Annotated in this window: 13 protein-coding genes; 5 read left to right on the top strand and 8 right to left on the bottom strand. The window is 61.2% G+C overall.

Annotated elements, in window-relative coordinates; translation table 11 throughout:
• Window positions 1-393: 393 nt before the first annotated feature.
• Entirely contained in the window at window positions 394-831 is a 438-nt protein-coding gene (locus ACKLNA_RS00170; protein ID WP_011335196.1) for a hypothetical protein, read from the bottom strand.
• Between the two features lie 103 nt (window positions 832-934).
• Here ACKLNA_RS00170 and ACKLNA_RS00165 point away from each other — a divergent pair, with 103 nt between their 5' ends.
• Window positions 935-1,372 (top strand): universal stress protein, encoded by a 438-nt coding sequence (locus ACKLNA_RS00165; protein ID WP_047295289.1) that lies wholly within the window; start codon window positions 935-937, stop codon window positions 1,370-1,372.
• 74 nt (window positions 1,373-1,446) lie between these two features.
• Here the strand turns inward: ACKLNA_RS00165 and ACKLNA_RS00160 are convergent, their stop codons facing one another.
• A complete protein-coding gene (locus ACKLNA_RS00160) occupies window positions 1,447-3,369 on the bottom strand; it encodes an ATP-binding cassette domain-containing protein (RefSeq protein WP_119427000.1) in 1,923 nt (640 codons plus the stop codon).
• Between the two features lie 213 nt (window positions 3,370-3,582).
• On the opposite strand from ACKLNA_RS00160, the gene ACKLNA_RS00155 reads away from it, so the two are divergent.
• The gene (locus ACKLNA_RS00155) at window positions 3,583-5,511 is read left to right on the top strand and encodes a transglycosylase SLT domain-containing protein (protein WP_248741238.1); all 1,929 of its coding nucleotides are present in this window, start codon (window positions 3,583-3,585) and stop codon (window positions 5,509-5,511) included.
• 81 nt (window positions 5,512-5,592) lie between these two features.
• Here the strand turns inward: ACKLNA_RS00155 and ACKLNA_RS00150 are convergent, their stop codons facing one another.
• Window positions 5,593-7,386 carry an ABC transporter transmembrane domain-containing protein gene (locus ACKLNA_RS00150; protein ID WP_408984476.1) on the bottom strand — a complete coding sequence of 598 codons (1,794 nt, stop codon included), beginning with the start codon at window positions 7,384-7,386 and terminating at the stop codon, window positions 5,593-5,595.
• Between the two features lie 258 nt (window positions 7,387-7,644).
• On the opposite strand from ACKLNA_RS00150, the gene ACKLNA_RS00145 reads away from it, so the two are divergent.
• Window positions 7,645-7,824 (top strand): PA1571 family protein, encoded by a 180-nt coding sequence (locus tag ACKLNA_RS00145; protein ID WP_065260694.1) that lies wholly within the window; start codon window positions 7,645-7,647, stop codon window positions 7,822-7,824.
• A 57-nt stretch (window positions 7,825-7,881) separates the two neighbouring features.
• On the opposite strand, the gene pdxB is transcribed toward ACKLNA_RS00145, so the two are convergent.
• Entirely contained in the window at window positions 7,882-9,024 is a 1,143-nt protein-coding gene (gene pdxB / locus ACKLNA_RS00140; protein WP_408984475.1) for a 4-phosphoerythronate dehydrogenase PdxB, read from the bottom strand.
• A gap of 159 nt (window positions 9,025-9,183) precedes the next feature.
• On the opposite strand from pdxB, the gene ACKLNA_RS00135 reads away from it, so the two are divergent.
• Window positions 9,184-10,593, top strand: coding sequence for an MATE family efflux transporter (locus ACKLNA_RS00135; protein ID WP_408984474.1), 1,410 nt, complete (start codon window positions 9,184-9,186; stop codon window positions 10,591-10,593).
• Between the two features lie 50 nt (window positions 10,594-10,643).
• On the opposite strand, the gene tusA is transcribed toward ACKLNA_RS00135, so the two are convergent.
• The gene (gene tusA / locus ACKLNA_RS00130) at window positions 10,644-10,895 is read right to left on the bottom strand and encodes a sulfurtransferase TusA (RefSeq protein ID WP_007953079.1); all 252 of its coding nucleotides are present in this window, start codon (window positions 10,893-10,895) and stop codon (window positions 10,644-10,646) included.
• Window positions 10,896-10,960: 65 nt separating this feature from the next.
• A complete protein-coding gene (rlmM, locus tag ACKLNA_RS00125; protein ID WP_085713128.1) occupies window positions 10,961-12,034 on the bottom strand; it encodes a 23S rRNA (cytidine(2498)-2'-O)-methyltransferase RlmM in 1,074 nt (357 codons plus the stop codon).
• A gap of 221 nt (window positions 12,035-12,255) precedes the next feature.
• On the opposite strand from rlmM, the gene acnA reads away from it, so the two are divergent.
• A complete protein-coding gene (gene acnA, locus ACKLNA_RS00120; protein WP_408984473.1) occupies window positions 12,256-14,997 on the top strand; it encodes an aconitate hydratase AcnA in 2,742 nt (913 codons plus the stop codon).
• Window positions 14,998-15,278: 281 nt separating this feature from the next.
• Here the strand turns inward: acnA and ACKLNA_RS00115 are convergent, their stop codons facing one another.
• Window positions 15,279-16,109, bottom strand: a complete 831-nt coding sequence (locus tag ACKLNA_RS00115) for an aminoglycoside phosphotransferase family protein (protein ID WP_408984472.1) — start codon at window positions 16,107-16,109, stop codon at window positions 15,279-15,281.
• Complete coding sequence (locus ACKLNA_RS00110; RefSeq protein WP_085713126.1) at window positions 16,096-16,584, bottom strand: SRPBCC family protein; 489 nt, start codon at window positions 16,582-16,584, stop codon at window positions 16,096-16,098. The genes ACKLNA_RS00115 and ACKLNA_RS00110 overlap by 14 nt, the downstream gene beginning before the upstream one ends.
• Between the last annotated feature and the right edge of the window lie 170 nt (window positions 16,585-16,754).

Genomic DNA, 16,754 nt, shown 5'->3' with positions numbered 1-16,754 from the left:
ATACAAACGCTCAATTCATACGCCCGTTTGATTTGGGTACGCCACCTTCACGGAATTTCCGACAATTGTCAATCGCCCTAAATACGGGTTGAAATGCGACTTTGCGGTCATTTCTGTAAGACGCAGCCCGTCCACGCATGCTTGCATGTCAGGGCATTCATAAGATTAATAGTTAGAAAAGTCGCCCTAATTCACTGCAAGCCTTGTTTAACAGGCTACGCTGGCTGGACTACGAAGGAAAACAGGCGCACTTTTGCTGACCGGATCACTCCGGATCAACGCCCAAAAGAATTTCCGGCCTGCCTGGCCAACCCCGCCCGATGAATCATGTCGGGCTTTTTATTGCTCGTCTGCCAGACGTTTCGCACCGTTGCAGCGCGAAACGTCCGTGAGTCATGCCAGCGCTTTCAGCGTGGCATCGATTTCCAGCAGAACCGAAGCGTCACCCTTCTCGCCCCAATAGAGCGCGATCATCTGCTTGTCGGCTTCGACCTTGAAAACGTTGCCCGGCAATTTTTCGAAATGATTCAGCAGCAGCGGATCTTCACAGACTTCCTGCCACTGATTGACCCACACACCCGGAGATTTCTGCCAATACGTCCAGCACGCCGGCTGCTTGCCGCGCCGTGGCCGATGGTATTGCGCACACGGGTTTGGCGGCTCCTGGCTCAGCCAGTGCGGCCACTCCTGGGGCGCCAGCTGCATGGCCAGCCCGATGCGCCGGGCCTCGGTACGCAAGGCTATCCGGCCACTCTGTGCACGGGACGGGCGCAACCACGCCAGGGGGCTCAACACCACCAGCAGGATTGACACCACCAGCCAGACCGTCATATGTGTACTCCCGTTTTGTCATGAGCCCATTGCGTCACTTTGGAACCAATGCGCTTGAAACCAGCCATACTTAACAATATTGATCCCTCACGAGGAGCACCTCATGCCCTACCACCATATCCTGGTCGCCGTAGATCTGACCGAAGAGTGCGACCCTGTGATCCACCGCGCCCGAGAGCTGTCGGTGAGCAATGGCGCCAAGCTGTCGCTGGTGCATATCGTCGAACCGATGGCCATGGCCTTCGGGGGTGACGTACCGATGGATCTGTCACAACTGCAACAGCAGCAATTCGATCAAGCCAAGGAGCGCCTTGAGCGCCTGAAGCACAAGTACACCGAACTGGAAGGCTCCAACTGCCACCTGACCTACGGCCAGCCACGCCAGGAAATCCACCACTTCGCCAAGGATCAGGAATGCGACCTGATCGTGGTCGGCAGCCATGGCCGGCATGGTTTGGCGCTGCTATTGGGTTCGACCGCCAACGACGTCCTGCACGGCGCACCTTGCGATGTGCTCGCGGTGCACCTGGTCAAACGCTGATCCCAGGCACTTGTGAAAGCTAAAAAGCCCGGCGTCCATCACTGGACGCCGGGCTTTTTCATGTCTGGAAACAATCAGGCATCCAGCTCGGCCCAACGCTCCACCAGCGCATCCAGCTCAGCCTGCAACTGCTCAAGCATTGCAATCACTTTGGCCGTCTCGGCCGGCGGACGCTGGTAGAAACCGGCTTCAGCCATTTCAGCCTCGACAGCAGCAATCTGCTGCTCTTTGGCGTCGATGTCGCCCGGCAACGCTTCCAGCTCGCGCTGAAGCTTGTAGCTCAGTTTCTTCTTCGCAGCCGGGGCCGCAGCAACCGGTGCGGCGACCGGGGCCGGTTCGGCAGTGACCACCGCCGAATTCAGGTCGGCCTTGCCGGATTTGCTTTCAGTCACGCCCAACAGACGCGGCGAACCGCCCTGACGGATCCAGTCCTGATAGCCGCCGACGTATTCGCGAACCTTGCCCTCACCTTCGAAGACCAGGGTACTGGTGACCACGTTATCGAGGAATGCCCGGTCGTGGCTGACCATCAGCACGGTGCCGTTGAAGGTCAGCAGCACTTCTTCGAGCAGCTCGAGGGTTTCCACATCGAGGTCGTTGGTCGGTTCGTCGAGCACCAGCAGGTTTGCTGGCTTGCTGAACAGTTTGGCCAGCAGCAGGCGCGCACGCTCGCCGCCGGACAGCGCCTTCACCGGCGTGCGGGCACGCTGCGGGCTGAACAGGAAGTCGCCGAGGTAGCTCAGCACGTGGCGGCTCTGGCCATTGATATCGATGAAATCGCGACCTTCTGCAACGTTGTCGACCACGGTCTTTTCCAGATCCAGCTGATGGCGCAACTGATCGAAATAGGCCACGTCGATCTTGGTGCCCTCTTCCACCTTGCCGCTGGTCGGTTGCAGACCGCTGAGCATCAGTTTCAGCAGGGTGGTCTTGCCGGTACCGTTGGCGCCGAGCAGGCCGATACGATCGCCGCGCTGCAGCACCATGGAGAAATCGCGGATCAGGAACGGACCGCCCGGGTGCGCGAAACTCACGTTATCCAGCACCATCACCTGCTTGCCGGACTTCTCCGCTGTTTCCAGCTGGATGTTGGCCTTGCCGGTGCGCTCACGACGTTCGCTGCGCTCGACACGCAGGGCCTTCAACGCACGCACGCGGCCTTCGTTACGGGTACGACGGGCCTTGATGCCCTGACGAATCCACACTTCTTCCTGAGCCAGACGCTTGTCGAACAGCGCATTGGCGGTTTCTTCAGCGGCCAGTTCGGCTTCTTTGTGGACCAGGAAACTGGCGTAGTCGCCATTCCAGTCGATCAGACCGCCGCGATCCAGTTCGAGGATGCGGGTGGCCAGGTTTTGCAGGAAGGAACGGTCGTGCGTGATGAACAGCACGGCGCCCTGGAAATCCTTCAACGCTTCTTCGAGCCAGGCAATCGCACCGATGTCCAGGTGGTTGGTCGGTTCGTCGAGCAGCAGCAGATCCGGCTCGGATACCAGCGCCTGGGCCAGCAGCACGCGACGACGCCAGCCGCCGGACAACTCGGCAAGGGTCTTGTCGGCCGGCAGTTGCAGGCGGCTCAGGGTGCTGTCGACCAGGGTCTGCAAGCGCCAGCCGTCACGGGCTTCGAGGTCGTGCTGAACGTGCATCAATTTTTCCAGATCGGCGTCGGTGACGATGTTCTGGCTCAGGTGATGGTATTCGGCAAGCAGCGCACCCACGCCGTCGAGGCCTTCGGCCACCACGTCGAACACGGTCCGCTCGTCGGCCACCGGCAATTCCTGCGGCAATTCGCCGATTTTCAGACCGGGGGCACGCCACACGGCGCCGTCGTCAGGCTTCTGGTCGCCCTTGACCAGTTTCATCATGCTGGACTTGCCAGTGCCGTTGCGGCCGATGATGCACACCCGCTCACCACGGGCGATCTGCCAGGACACCTTGTCCAACAACGGCATCGCGCCGAATGCAAGGGACACATCGCTGAATTTGAGCAGGGTCATGAGCTTCTCCAAAAACCGGGCGCGCATTCTACCTGAATCGAGGGCCGAACAGGCCGGCAATTTCGCCGCTGACGTACTCTGCACAACATTTGTTGCGAACTTGTGCCGCAAGGCCCGCAAAGCTTTCGCCGTCTGCTGGCAAAAGGCTAAGCTACAGACAATTCAGTGCCGCCCACGCTGGCACTTGTCATGATTTCTCTGCCCGGATGTCTCATGCGCAGTCGCCTTCTCAGTGTTTTGTCCTGTTTGCTACTCACCGCCGCTGCTGCTCAATCCGCCCAGGCGGTGGACCTGTCCACCCAGCGCCAGTATTACGATGAGGCCAAGCGCGCCCTGGCCAAGGGCGATACCGGCCCGTATTTCCGTTACAGCCAGGCCCTCGCCGATTATCCGCTGGAGCCGTACCTGGCCTACGACGAGCTGACCGCCCGCCTGAAGACGGCCAGCAACGCGGAAATCGAGAAATTCCTCGCCGAACACGGTGACCTGCCCCAGGCCAACTGGATGAAGCTGCGCTGGTTGCGCTGGCTCGCCGACCGTGGAGACTGGGCGACTTTCGTCAAGTATTACGATCCGAAGCTCAACTTCACCGAACTGGACTGCCTGAACGCGCAGTACCAGATCAGCAGCGGCCACAAGGCCGAGGGTTACGCCAATGCCGACAAACTGTGGCTGACCGGCAAATCGCAACCCGCCGCGTGTGACGCGCTGTTCGGGATCTGGGCCGCCGATGGCCAGTTGACCGAGCAAAAACGCTGGGAGCGCACCAAACTCGCCGCCCAGGCGCGTAACTATCCACTGGCCAACAGCCTGGTCAACGGCCTGACCACGCTGTCCCCACGCGGGCGTCTGCTGGTGGATGTGGCGCAGAAACCGGAACTGCTCAACCAGCCATCGCGCTTCACCCCGGCCGACGAACCGATGTCGGACATCGTCAGCCTCGGCCTGCGCCGTCTGGCCCGCCAGGATCCGGACAAGGCCATGGATCTGCTCGATGGCTACGCCAGCAGCATGCATTTCTCGCGGGATGAAAAAGTCGCCATCGCCCGGGAAATTGGCCTGACCCTGGCCCGTCGCTTCGACAGCCGTGCGCTGGACGTGATGACCAAATATGACCCGGAACTGCGCGACAACACGGTTTCCGAATGGCGACTGCGCCTTCTGCTGCGCCTGGCGCGCTGGGACGACGCCTATCAGTTGACCCGTCGCCTGCCGCAGGATCTGGCCACCACCAACCGCTGGCGCTACTGGCAGGCCCGCAGCCTGGAACTGGCGCAACCGCAGAACCCGGAAGCACAGACGCTGTACAAGAGCCTCGCACGGGAGCGGGATTTCTACGGTTTCCTGGCCGCCGATCGCTCGCAGCTACCCTATTCGCTGGTCAACAAACCGCTGGTACTCAGCCAGGCCACTATCAACAAGGTGCGCAACACCCCCGGCGTGCGCCGCGCGCTGGAATTCCACGCCCGCGGGCAGATCGTCGACGGCCGCCGCGAGTGGTACCACGTCAGCCGTCACTTCAACCGCGACGAGATGGTCGCCCAGGCCAAACTGGCCTACGACCTGAAATGGTATTTCCCGGCAATCCGCACCATCAGCCAGGCGCAATACTGGGACGACCTGGACATCCGCTTCCCGATGGCCCACCGCGACACCCTCGTGCGTGAAGCCAAGGTTCGTGGCCTGCACTCGAGCTGGGTGTTCGCCATCACCCGTCAGGAAAGCGCCTTCATGGACGACGCCCGCTCCGGCGTCGGCGCCAGCGGCCTGATGCAACTGATGCCCGGCACCGCCAAGGAAACCGCGCGCAAATTCAGCATTCCGCTGGCCTCGCCGCAGCAGGTGCTCGATCCGGACAAGAACATTCAACTCGGCGCCGCCTACCTGAGCCAGGTGCACAGCCAGTTCAACGGCAACCGCGTGCTCGCCTCCGCCGCCTACAACGCCGGCCCGGGCCGCGTGCGCCAGTGGCTGCGCGGTGCCGACCACCTGAGCTTTGACGTGTGGGTCGAAAGCATCCCGTTCGACGAAACCCGCCAGTACGTGCAGAACGTGCTGTCCTACTCGGTGATCTACGGCCAGAAACTCAACTCGCCGCAACCGCTGGTGGACTGGCATGAGCGGTACTTTGACGATCAGTGATCCTGTAAAGATTGACGTAAACAAAAATGCCCGCATCGAAAGATGCGGGCATTTTTTATGGCGCTCTACTGGGTCGGTTACTTAGTCGGTTACTGGGTCGGTCGAAGCCAGATGCCCATCACTGAACTGCAACGCCGCCAACCGCGCATATAGCGGATTGCTCGCAATCAGTTCCTGATGCGTGCCGATCGCCACCAGCTTGCCCTGGTCCATCACCGCAATCCGGTCGGCGTTTTTCACCGTGGCCAGGCGGTGGGCGATCACCAGGGTGGTGCGGTTTTGCATCAGGCTGGGCAGGGCTTGCTGGATCAGGTGTTCGCTCTGTGCGTCGAGGGCGCTGGTGGCTTCGTCGAGCAGCAGGATCGGCGCGTCGACCAACAATGCCCGGGCAATGGCCAGACGTTGGCGTTGGCCGCCTGACAGGCCGAGGCCACCGTCGCCCAGATGGGTCTGGTAGCCGTCGGGCATTTGTTCGATGAAGTCGTGGGCGTGGGCGATTTTCGCGGCTTCCTGCACCTGCTCCAGGGTGGCGGTCGGGCAACCGTAGCGAATGTTTTCTTCGACACTGCCGAAGAACAGCGCCGGAGTCTGCGAAACCAGTGCAAAACAGCGGCGCAAATCCAGCGGATCAAGACTCGTCAGCGGCACGCCATCGATCAGGATTTGCCCCTCTCGCGGATCGTAGAAGCGCAGCAGCAAGTCATACACCGTGGACTTGCCCGCACCGGATGGCCCAACCAGCGCGAGGGTTTCGCCCGCGTTGACCGTCAGACTCAAGCCGTCAACGGCAAAGCTTTCGGGACGCGAAGGGTAGGAAAAACGCACGTCCTGCAACGCCAGCTCGCCTTTGATCCGCTCCGGCAAGGTTACCAGCCCGGCTTCCGGCGGCTGGATGATGTTCTCCGAACGCAGCAATTCGGCAATGCGCTCGGCGGCGCCCGCTGCGCGCTGCAGTTCGCCGATCACTTCGCTCAACGTGCCAAACGCACTGCCGACAATCAGGCTGTAGAACACGAACGCCGCCAGTTCACCGGCAGAAATCCGCCCGGCAATCACGTCCATCCCGCCGACCCACAACATCACCGCGACGGCACCGAGCACCAGCACGATCACCAGCGTGATCAGCCAGGCCCGCTGGAAAATCCGTTTGCGTGCGGTTTCGAACGCCTGCTCGACGGTGCCGGCGAAGCGCTGTTCGTCCTGCACCTGATGGTTGTAGGCCTGAACGGTCTTGATCTGGCCAAGGGTTTCCGAAACATAGCTGCCAATGTCGGCGATCCGGTCCTGGCTCAATCGCGAAAGATTACGCACGCGTCGCCCGAAAATCAGGATCGGCGCAATCACCAGCGGCAGCGCGATCACCACGATACTGGTGAGCTTGGCATTGGTGATGAACAGCAGCACGACGCCGCCAATGACCATCAGCAGATTACGCAGGAACAGCGACAGCGACGAACCGATCACCGATTGCAGCAACGTCGTGTCAGCGGTCAGGCGCGACTGGATTTCCGAACTGCGATTGTCTTCGTAGAACCCGGGATGCAGATACACCAGATGGTTGAACACCTGCCGACGGATGTCGGCCACCACCCGCTCGCCGATCCATGACACCAGGTAAAACCGGGCAAAAGTGCCGACCGCGAGCCCCAGCACCAACAGCATGAACAGGCCAATGGACTGGTTGAGCAGGTGCGGCGACTGGGTCATGAAACCCTGATCGACCAGCAACTTGATGCCCTGCCCCATCGACAAGGTGATGCCGGCCGTGACGATCAGCGCGAGCAGCGCACCGAAGGCCTGCCAGCGATAAGGAGCGAGAAAATGACTGGTCAGGCGCAGGGCCCGGCGGTGGCGCGAGGAGAGCATCGGGATCATTCAGGTTCACGTCGTGTGCTGATTAATAGGGCCAGCCTGGACACTCAATGGGGTGGAACTCTGCAAATCACAATGAGTCAGGTTAATTATGACCGGCCAGACTACCCCCTAGATGCTATCGGTCTAATGCCCGGGTTGAGACGAACGGTCAATTCTGCTTGAGTGAAGATACCGTTCCGGAAAGATCGAAGGGAGTTGTCACAGCCTGGTCACCTGACGGTTTTATTGTGCTTACACAACCTGATGAGGAGACAGGCCATGTCCTTGCAACACAGCAGCGACGACAAGATTCAAGTGATCCGCACCAAGCCCGGCCAACCTCTGGGTTGCTCGATTATCGATAAGGATGGGCGTGAAGTGCCAATCACTGAAGACATGATCCAGAACGCTTGCCGCGAACTGGAGAAGCGATTGGTCAAGCCTGCCGAACAAAAGTGATGTAGCCACCGTCTTCCTGACCCGGCCCTTGCAGGCCGGGTTTTTTCTGCCCGCGGTTTATACGGCCACGGCGCCCAGCGCCGTCACGATCTGACGCAGGGCCGGCGAATCACCGTCAATCCGCACCTTCAGCCCTTCGATCTCGCGCCGCACCGGATACTGTTTGCGCAACACATCGAACGCCGCACGTTGCTCGCCAACGCTACCCAACAGGGTGCGGCGGAAATCCGCATCGTCCCGGCGCGGGTCGTACACGCCACGGCACAACATCGCCAGAGCCCAGGCTGGATCGCTGTCGGCATGCAGAGAAACTTCCGACAACCACGGTGCCGGCAACAGATCGCCAAGCTGAATGCTGGCCGGCTGGCCGATGAAATCGCAGTAAGCCTGATAGATCTGCGCCGTGCCGCGTTGTTTGCCATCGAGGCTGTAACCGGCAATATGCGGGGTCGCCAGCACACAGAGCTCGGCCAAGGCGACATCGACTTCAGGCTCGGCTTCCCACACATCGAGCACCGCCTGCAGGTCTTCACGCTCCAGCAGCACTTCGCGCAACGCGGCGTTATCCACCACCGGGCCACGAGCGGCGTTGATCAGCCAGGCGCCGGGCTTGAGCTGCTGCAAACGTTGCTCGTCGAACAAGTGCCAGGTCGCGCCTTCACCACTGCGGGTCAGCGGCGTGTGCAGACTGATCACATCGCACTGCTGGATGATCTGCTCCAGGCTGACATAGTCGCCGCCCTCGGCCGCCTGACGCGGCGGATCGCAGACTTTCACGTTCCAGCCCAGCCCCTTGAGTACCTTGATCAAGCGACCGCCAACCTCACCGGCGCCGATCACGCCGTAGGTGCGTTCATTCAAATCGACGCCTTCGATTTCAGCCAGGGTCATCAGGCTGCCCAGCACATAATCCACCACACCACGGGCATTGCAGCCCGGCGCGCTGGACCAGGTGATGCCGGCCTCGTTGAAGTATTCGAGATCCAGATGATCGGTGCCGATGGTGCAGGTGCCGACAAACCGCACCTGGCTGCCCTCGAGCAACGCGCGGTTGACGTTGGTCACCGAGCGCACCAGAAGCACGTCGGCCTGCTCGACCGTGGCCCGGTCAATGGAACGGCCCGGCACCCGGCGGATCTCGCCGAAACCGGCAAAAAAGGCATCGAGCAGCGGGATATTTTCGTCGGCAACAATCAACATGGCGGGGCTCCTTGGGCGGACCGGCAGTGTAGGCGCTGGGACTGCGATGAGCCAGCAGGCTGTTGATTACAAATCCGCAACAGAGGATTTTTCCTGACCATAACGTCAGCGGCGTAGAATGCCCGGCCTTGCGCATCAACCCCTGTGGACGCTTTGCCTGTGAATTCCGTAACCGAACGCCCTGCCGCCGCTTCCCTCAACCGCCCTGCCCGGGTTCGCCTGGAGCTGAAAAATCTGCTCGGCCTGGCCCTGCCGATCATGATCGCGCAGCTGGCAACCACCGCCATGGGCTTCGTCGATGCGGTGATGGCCGGGCGCGTCGGGCCAAAGGATCTGGCGGCCGTGGCGCTGGGCAACTCGATCTGGGTACCGGTGTTTCTGCTGATGACCGGCACCCTGCTGGCCACCACGCCGAAAGTCGCCCAGCGCTTCGGCGCCGGCACCCACAGCGAGATCGGCCCGATCGTGCGTCAGGCCTTGTGGCTGGCGCTGGTGGTCGGACTGATGGCGACCGGCTTGTTGTTCAGTGCAGAACCGATCCTGCACATGATGAAAGTCGATCCGGAACTGATCGGCCCGTGCATGCAGTACCTGCACGGTATCGCCAGCGGACTGCCGGCGGTGGCGTTCTACCATGTGCTGCGCTGCACCAGTGACGGCCTCGGCCGCACCCGGCCGGCGATGGTGCTGGGCCTCTGTGGTCTGGCGCTGAACATTCCGCTCAACTACGTGTTCATTTACGGCCACTTCGGCGTGCCGGCCATGGGCGGCGTCGGTTGCGGCTGGGCCACGGCAATCGTGATGTGGGTCATGGCGCTGGGCCTGGCCGGTTACGAACGCTGGGCGCCGGCCTACAAGTCGAGCGAACTGTTCAGCCGTTTCGACTGGCCGCAATGGGCGGTGATCAAGCGCTTGCTGGCCATCGGTCTGCCGATTGGCATCGCGGTGTTTGCCGAGTCGAGCATTTTCGCGGTGATCGCGCTGCTGATCGGCAGCCTCGGCGCCACAGTGGTGGCCGGACACCAGATCGCGCTGAACGTCAGCTCGCTGGTGTTCATGATTCCGTACTCGCTGGGGATGGCCGTGACTGTGCGTGTCGGCCAGGCTCTGGGCCGTGAAGAACCCCGCGAAGCGCGTTTTGCGGCAGGTGTCGGCATGGGGACCGCGCTGGCCTACGCCTGCCTGTCGGCGAGCATGATGTTGCTGATGCGCGAGCACATTGCAGCGATCTACACCTCGGATCCGATGGTGATTCACATCGCCGCGATGCTGATCGTGTACTCGGCGCTGTTCCAGTTCTCCGACGCGATCCAGGTGACCGCCGCCGGTGCCCTGCGTGGTTATCAGGACACGCGGGTGACGATGATCCTGACCCTGTTCGCCTACTGGGGCATCGGCCTGCCGGTGGGTTACGCCCTCGGCCTGACCGACTGGTTCGGCGAGCCACGCGGCCCGAGCGGCTTGTGGGAAGGCCTGATCGTCGGCCTGAGCTGTGCGGCGCTGATGCTGTCGATCCGCCTGACGCGCAGTGCGCGCAAACGCATTCGCATCAGCCGCTCGATGGGCTGACCGGCCATAAAAAAAGACCTGCACATGCAGGTCTTTTTTTTGCCTTCCGATCAACCGGACTTCTTGCGAATCCAGTACAGATAGGTCCCGGCCTCTTCGTGCTGCCCCACCAGTTCATGGTCGAGAAACACGCAGAACTTGGGGATGTCGCGGCGGGTCGACGGGTCGGTGGCGATCACCTTGAGCAGGCCGCCGGGCACCAGGTCACGGATGTGCTGGTGCAGCATCATCACCGGCTCCGGGCAGTTGAGGCCCGTGGCGTCGAGGGTGCCGTCGACCGGCGTATCGATCATTTCACTCATGATTCACTCCTGAAACTGGCCGGCATTGTCGCCCAATGCCGGGTGTTCGGTCACCTGTCGCGCGCTCAGCGGGCTTTGGCTTTCTTCACGTCATGGCGGCGCAAATGGCAAGTCACTTCCTCGCGGTCGTGATACAGCTGCTTGCAGCCGATGTCGACCTTGATCCCGCGGGCCTTGAAACCATCGGCGATGCGTTCGAGCAGACGCTTCACTTCGGCGTAACGCTGCTTCATCGGCAACTTGAGGTTGACCACCGCTTCCCGGCAATGCCCCTCGCCGATCCACTCTTCGAGCATCGCAGCATTGCGCGCCGGTTTCTCGACGATGTCGCAGACCATCCAGTCCACCGGCTGCTTGGGCTTGAAGGTGAAACCATCGGCCATCAAGTGCTGCACCAGACCGGTGTCCATCAGGCTTTCGGCCATCGGCCCGTTGTCGATGGCGGTCACCAGCATGCCGCGATTGACCAGTTGCCAGGTCCAGCCCCCCGGCGCCGCGCCGAGGTCGACACCGGTCATGTCGCTGTGCAGGCGCTCGTCCCACTGATCCCGGGGGATGAAGTGGTGCCAGGCTTCTTCCAGCTTCAACGTGGAACGGCTTGGCGCCTCACGCGGGAACTTCAAACGCGGAATGCCCATCGGCCACATCGCCGAGTTACCGGCATCGGCCAGACCGAGGAACACCTCACGGCCGCTCTTGAAGGTCAGCAGCAGGCGCGGCTTGCCGGCGTCGTCCACCAGTTTGCCGGCGCCGGTCAGCGCCTTGCGCAGCGGGCCTTCGAACTTCTTGCAGAAATTCGACAGTTCCTTGCCGTCGTTGGTGTCGACGACTTCCAGCCACAAGCTGCCGCACACCGGGAATTCGGCCATGTGCGCGAGGATCACGCTGATGCGGTCGGTTTCCGGCAGATCGATGAAAACCCCGCGAGCCCATTGGCGCGGGAAGATCAGCTCGGCGAAACGCTGGCCACGCATCAGGCGCTCGGCGCCGTCTTCTTCGGTGCAGACGAACTCGGCGCAAGCGGTCGCCGGTTTGGCCTTGGCGTAGCCGGCCACGTTCAGTTGGGCGGCGAGGTCGGAAATCTCCGAGCAGACTTCGCCTTCGAAGCCCGGCCGGCAATGCATGAATAGGGTGTTCATTCTTACTCCTGGGCAGAGGGCGGTCATTCATCCCCTGCGCGATGTCCAGGCTTGCGTCAAAGCAAAGCCTGTCACGAAAACCGGCGCATGATAGCCGATGTCGGAACCTTGGACTTGCCCATAGAGTCCAGTTATTAGCCAGCTACCTAAAACAGGGCTAAGTTTTAAGCTCTATTCGTCCCCTCAATCCGTAGCCGTGCGGATTCAAAGGAGTGATCGTAATGCCGTCCCTTGATAGTCTGAAATCTCTTAAAACCCTGAAAGTCGACGACAAGACTTACCACTACTTCAGCCTGCCGGATGCTGCCAAAAGCCTGGGCAATATCGACAAGCTGCCCATGTCGCTGAAAGTCCTGCTGGAAAACCTGCTGCGCTGGGAAGATGAAAAAACTGTCACCGGCGCCGACCTCAAGGCGATTGCCGCGTGGCTCAAGGAGCGCCGCTCCGACCGGGAAATCCAGTACCGCCCTGCCCGCGTGCTGATGCAGGACTTTACCGGCGTCCCCGCCGTGGTCGATCTGGCCGCGATGCGCGCCGCCATGGCCAAGGCCGGCGGCGATCCGCAGCGAATCAACCCGCTGTCTCCGGTGGATCTGGTGATCGACCACTCGGTGATGGTCGACAAGTTCGCCAGCGCCAGCGCATTCGAACAGAACGTCGACATCGAAATGCAGCGCAACGGCGAACGCTACGCCTTCCTGCGCTGGGGTCAGAGCGCCTTCGACAACTTCAGCGTGGTGCCGCCGGGCACCGGGATCTGCCACCAGGTCAACCTCGAATACCTCGGGCGCACGGTGTGGACCAAGGACGAAGACGGCCGCACCTATGCCTTCCCCGACACGCTGGTCGGCACTGATTCCCACACCACAATGATCAACGGTCTCGGCGTGCTCGGCTGGGGTGTCGGCGGTATCGAAGCCGAAGCGGCGATGCTCGGGCAACCAGTGTCGATGCTGATTCCCGAGGTGATCGGCTTCAAACTCACCGGCAAGCTCAAGGAAGGCATCACCGCCACCGACCTGGTGCTGACCGTGACCCAGATGCTGCGCAAGAAAGGCGTGGTCGGCAAATTCGTCGAGTTCTACGGTGACGGCCTCGCCGACCTGCCGCTGGCCGACCGCGCGACCATCGCCAACATGGCCCCGGAATATGGCGCGACCTGCGGCTTCTTCCCGGTCGATGACGTGACGCTGGAATACCTGCGCCTGTCCGGTCGGCCGCCTGAAGTGGTGAAACTGGTCGAGGCCTACACCAAAGCCCAAGGACTGTGGCGCCTGCCCGGTCAGGAACCGGTGTTCACCGATAGCCTGGCGCTGGACATGGGCAGCGTCGAAGCCAGCCTCGCCGGGCCGAAACGCCCGCAGGATCGCGTCTCGCTGCCGAATGTCGGCCAAGCGTTCAGCGACTTCCTCGACCTGCAATTCAAACCCACCAGCAAGGAAGAAGGACGCCTGGAAAGCGAGGGCGGCGGCGGTGTCGCTGTGGGCAATGCCGATCTGGTCGGCGAAACCGATTACGAGTACGACGGCCATACCTATCGCCTGAAAAACGGCGCAGTGGTGATTGCCGCGATCACGTCCTGCACCAACACTTCCAACCCGAGCGTGATGATGGCTGCCGGTCTGCTGGCGAAAAAAGCCGTGGAGAAAGGCCTGACCCGCAAACCGTGGGTGAAAAGCTCGCTGGCACCGGGCTCCAAAGTCGTCACTGACTATTACAAGGCTGCCGGACTGACGCAGTACCTCGATCAACTCGGTTTTTCATTGGTGGGCTATGGCTGCACCACTTGCATCGGCAACTCCGGGCCGCTGCCGGAGCCGATCGAAAAAGCCATTCAGAAAGCCGACCTGACCGTGGCGTCGGTGCTGTCCGGTAACCGCAACTTCGAAGGCCGGGTGCATCCGCTGGTGAAAACCAACTGGCTGGCCTCGCCACCGCTGGTTGTCGCCTACGCTCTGGCCGGCACGGTGCGCACGGACATCAGCAGCGAACCGCTGGGCGAGGACAAGCAAGGCAATCCGGTCTACCTGCGCGATATCTGGCCGAGCAGCAAGGAAATCGCCGACGCGGTGAATCAGGTCAACACGGCGATGTTCCACAAGGAGTACGCCGAGGTGTTTGCCGGCGACGAACAGTGGCAAGCCATCGAAGTGCCGCAAGCTGCCACCTATGTCTGGCAGGACGACTCGACCTACATCCAGCACCCGCCGTTCTTCGATGACATTGCCGGGCCTTTACCGGTGATCACCGACGTGAAAGGTGCGCGGGTGCTGGCGTTGCTGGGCGATTCGGTGACCACCGACCACATCTCCCCCGCCGGCAACATCAAGGCTGACAGCCCGGCCGGGCGTTATCTGCGGGAAAAAGGTGTGGAGCCACGGGACTTCAACTCCTACGGCTCGCGCCGGGGCAACCACGAAGTGATGATGCGCGGCACGTTCGCCAACATCCGTATCCGCAATGAAATGCTCGGTGGCGAAGAAGGCGGCAATACGATCTACATTCCGAGCGGCGAAAAACTGGCGATCTACGACGCGGCCATGCGTTATCAGGCCTCGGGCACACCACTGGTGGTGATTGCCGGGCAAGAATACGGCACCGGTTCCAGCCGTGACTGGGCGGCCAAGGGCACCAACCTGCTGGGGGTGAAAGCGGTGATCGCCGAAAGCTTCGAGCGCATCCACCGTTCCAACCTGGTGGGCATGGGCGTGCTGCCGCTGCAGTTCAAGCTCGATCAGAACCGCAAGAGCCTGAACCTCACCGGCAAGGAAACCCTGGAGATTCAGGGTTTGACCGGTGTCGAGCTGACGCCACGCATGAACCTGACGTTGGTGATCACCCGGGAAGACGGACGTCAGGAGAAGATCGAAGTGCTGTGCCGCATCGATACCTTGAACGAGGTGGAGTACTTCAAGTCCGGCGGAATCCTGCATTACGTGTTGCGGCAGTTGATCGCCTCGTAAGACCTGCAGATGCAGAAACACCGCCAGACCGGCGGTGTTTCTGTTTGTGGGCGACACTTTTCTGCAGGCGAAAAAAAACCCGCCGAAGCGGGTTTTTCCCAAGACCATTATCGACTCCCTGTCGGCAGCGATCCTTGCATATGGTCGATCATCCATGATCCTGAAACACTCCCTGTGCTTCAGTTGATGAGGCTAGATTACGCTGTGGATCCAATCGGCAATAGTCGAAAAAGCTACCAGCGCGTGTAAGACATTCGCCATAGCACCCCTTCCGAAAACCCTTAGACGTGTCGGGCATTGAGTGTAACAGCCGCCAGATCCGCGACTTTCAGCTGTCCGGCGGCGGCTTTTTGCTCGTCATCCTCCATGAACCACGCGGCAGACAGTCCGGCAAACGCCAGTACCCATTGCAGAAGGCGTTTTCGCACAAGTCCCGCTGTTTCACAGATCACATCGACTTGCCGTTGGAAACGTTCAGGGTCGGCGGCTGTCGGCAGTTCCGGATTGCAGATCAGGTTGGCATAGTCAAAACCACGCTCGCCCCTCACCCGTTTCGGGTCAATCGCCAGCCAGCCGCGTGGGCCGAAATCGAGGACGTTGTCGTGGTGCATGTCGCCGTGCAGAACCACGATGTCCCGGGGCGCGGCGAGCAATGTTTCAGCCATTTGCAGGCAAACAGAATATTGGCCGCCGTATCGGGCGGCGGCCACTCGCAGCGAGGCAAACCACGGCGCCAGCTCCACCAGTGTTGGTGGCTTCGCAGGGCGCGGCGCATGCAGCCGCGCCAATGCCCGGCACATGATCCGGGTGGCCTCGTCATCCTCGCCATTGAGCGCCATGTGCATCAACGAATGCCGGCCCATGGCCCGCTCCAGCAACAGGCCGTCCTCGTGATGAGCGAGCACCCGGGCGGCGCCATCGCCATCCCACCAGGTCATCAGCAAGTTGCCGTACTTTTCCTCGTCGTCCACCGCGACCTTCAGCATCGCCGGTACGTCGCCCTGACGCACCGGCAACAGCTTGCTGCCCGGCGTGATGATCGGAGCACCGTCGGGCACCAGCGCCCAACGTTTCAACCACGGGTCAAACCACTCGTTATCAGCCACCTTCACGCTCGCGTGCCCTGTCGGTTTCGGCGAGGAAGTGTTCGAGCCGGCTCAATTGCTCTTCCCAGCCACGACTGTCCATATAGTAGGCCTCTTTCTGACGCACATCGGGAATATGCGCGAAACCTGACTCGGAAACCTTCAGCAGCGTGCCGTTCTCGTAGTCCTGCAGTTCGAATTTGACCAGCGTGGTCGGTTCCTGGGAGTAATCGATTTTCGGGTTCACCGCATACGGGTGCCAGCGGAAGGAAAACAATTGCTGGGGCTCGACCCGCTCCACCAGCACGTTCCAGAGCACATGTTCATAACCGGGGTACGTGACCTGCCCCTGGGTCCATTCGCCGGCGATAAACCGCCGGCCCTCCAGAGCCACGCCAAACCACTGGCCAAACGCCTCGGCATCGACCAGCGCACGCCAGACATGGGAGCGCGGCGAGCGGAGCATGATTTTACGTTCAAAGCTGTTGGGTACTGGTTTCATACGTCACCTCCTGTTTTGAACAGTAGGCTTGTATGACCACATGTCCAATGCGAAGTTGTATCAATCCAGTGCAACTGTCTGAGCTAATGGAAATATCCGGCAGTATTTTGGGGGTGACGGTTCGTCAGAATGCGGACGGATCAACACTGTGAAACTGATAACGTTCCCAG

The organism is Pseudomonas sp. UV AK001, from assembly GCF_046097675.1.
Classification (GTDB): domain Bacteria; phylum Pseudomonadota; class Gammaproteobacteria; order Pseudomonadales; family Pseudomonadaceae; genus Aquipseudomonas; species Aquipseudomonas kribbensis.
The sequence above is the reverse complement of the archived record's forward strand: the minus strand, read 5'-3'. Positions and strand labels throughout refer to the sequence as shown.

Coding starts and splice junctions, on each gene's coding strand:
- ACKLNA_RS00170 (WP_011335196.1), bottom strand. CDS start 831: ATGACGGTCTGGCTGGTGGTGTCAATCCTGCTGGTGGTGTTGAGCCCC.
- ACKLNA_RS00165 (WP_047295289.1), top strand. CDS start 935: ATGCCCTACCACCATATCCTGGTCGCCGTAGATCTGACCGAAGAGTGC.
- ACKLNA_RS00160 (WP_119427000.1), bottom strand. CDS start 3,369: ATGACCCTGCTCAAATTCAGCGATGTGTCCCTTGCATTCGGCGCGATG.
- ACKLNA_RS00155 (WP_248741238.1), top strand. CDS start 3,583: ATGCGCAGTCGCCTTCTCAGTGTTTTGTCCTGTTTGCTACTCACCGCC.
- ACKLNA_RS00150 (WP_408984476.1), bottom strand. CDS start 7,386: ATGATCCCGATGCTCTCCTCGCGCCACCGCCGGGCCCTGCGCCTGACC.
- ACKLNA_RS00145 (WP_065260694.1), top strand. CDS start 7,645: ATGTCCTTGCAACACAGCAGCGACGACAAGATTCAAGTGATCCGCACC.
- pdxB (WP_408984475.1), bottom strand. CDS start 9,024: ATGTTGATTGTTGCCGACGAAAATATCCCGCTGCTCGATGCCTTTTTT.
- tusA (WP_007953079.1), bottom strand. CDS start 10,895: ATGAGTGAAATGATCGATACGCCGGTCGACGGCACCCTCGACGCCACG.
- rlmM (WP_085713128.1), bottom strand. CDS start 12,034: ATGAACACCCTATTCATGCATTGCCGGCCGGGCTTCGAAGGCGAAGTC.
- acnA (WP_408984473.1), top strand. CDS start 12,256: ATGCCGTCCCTTGATAGTCTGAAATCTCTTAAAACCCTGAAAGTCGAC.
- ACKLNA_RS00110 (WP_085713126.1), bottom strand. CDS start 16,584: ATGAAACCAGTACCCAACAGCTTTGAACGTAAAATCATGCTCCGCTCG.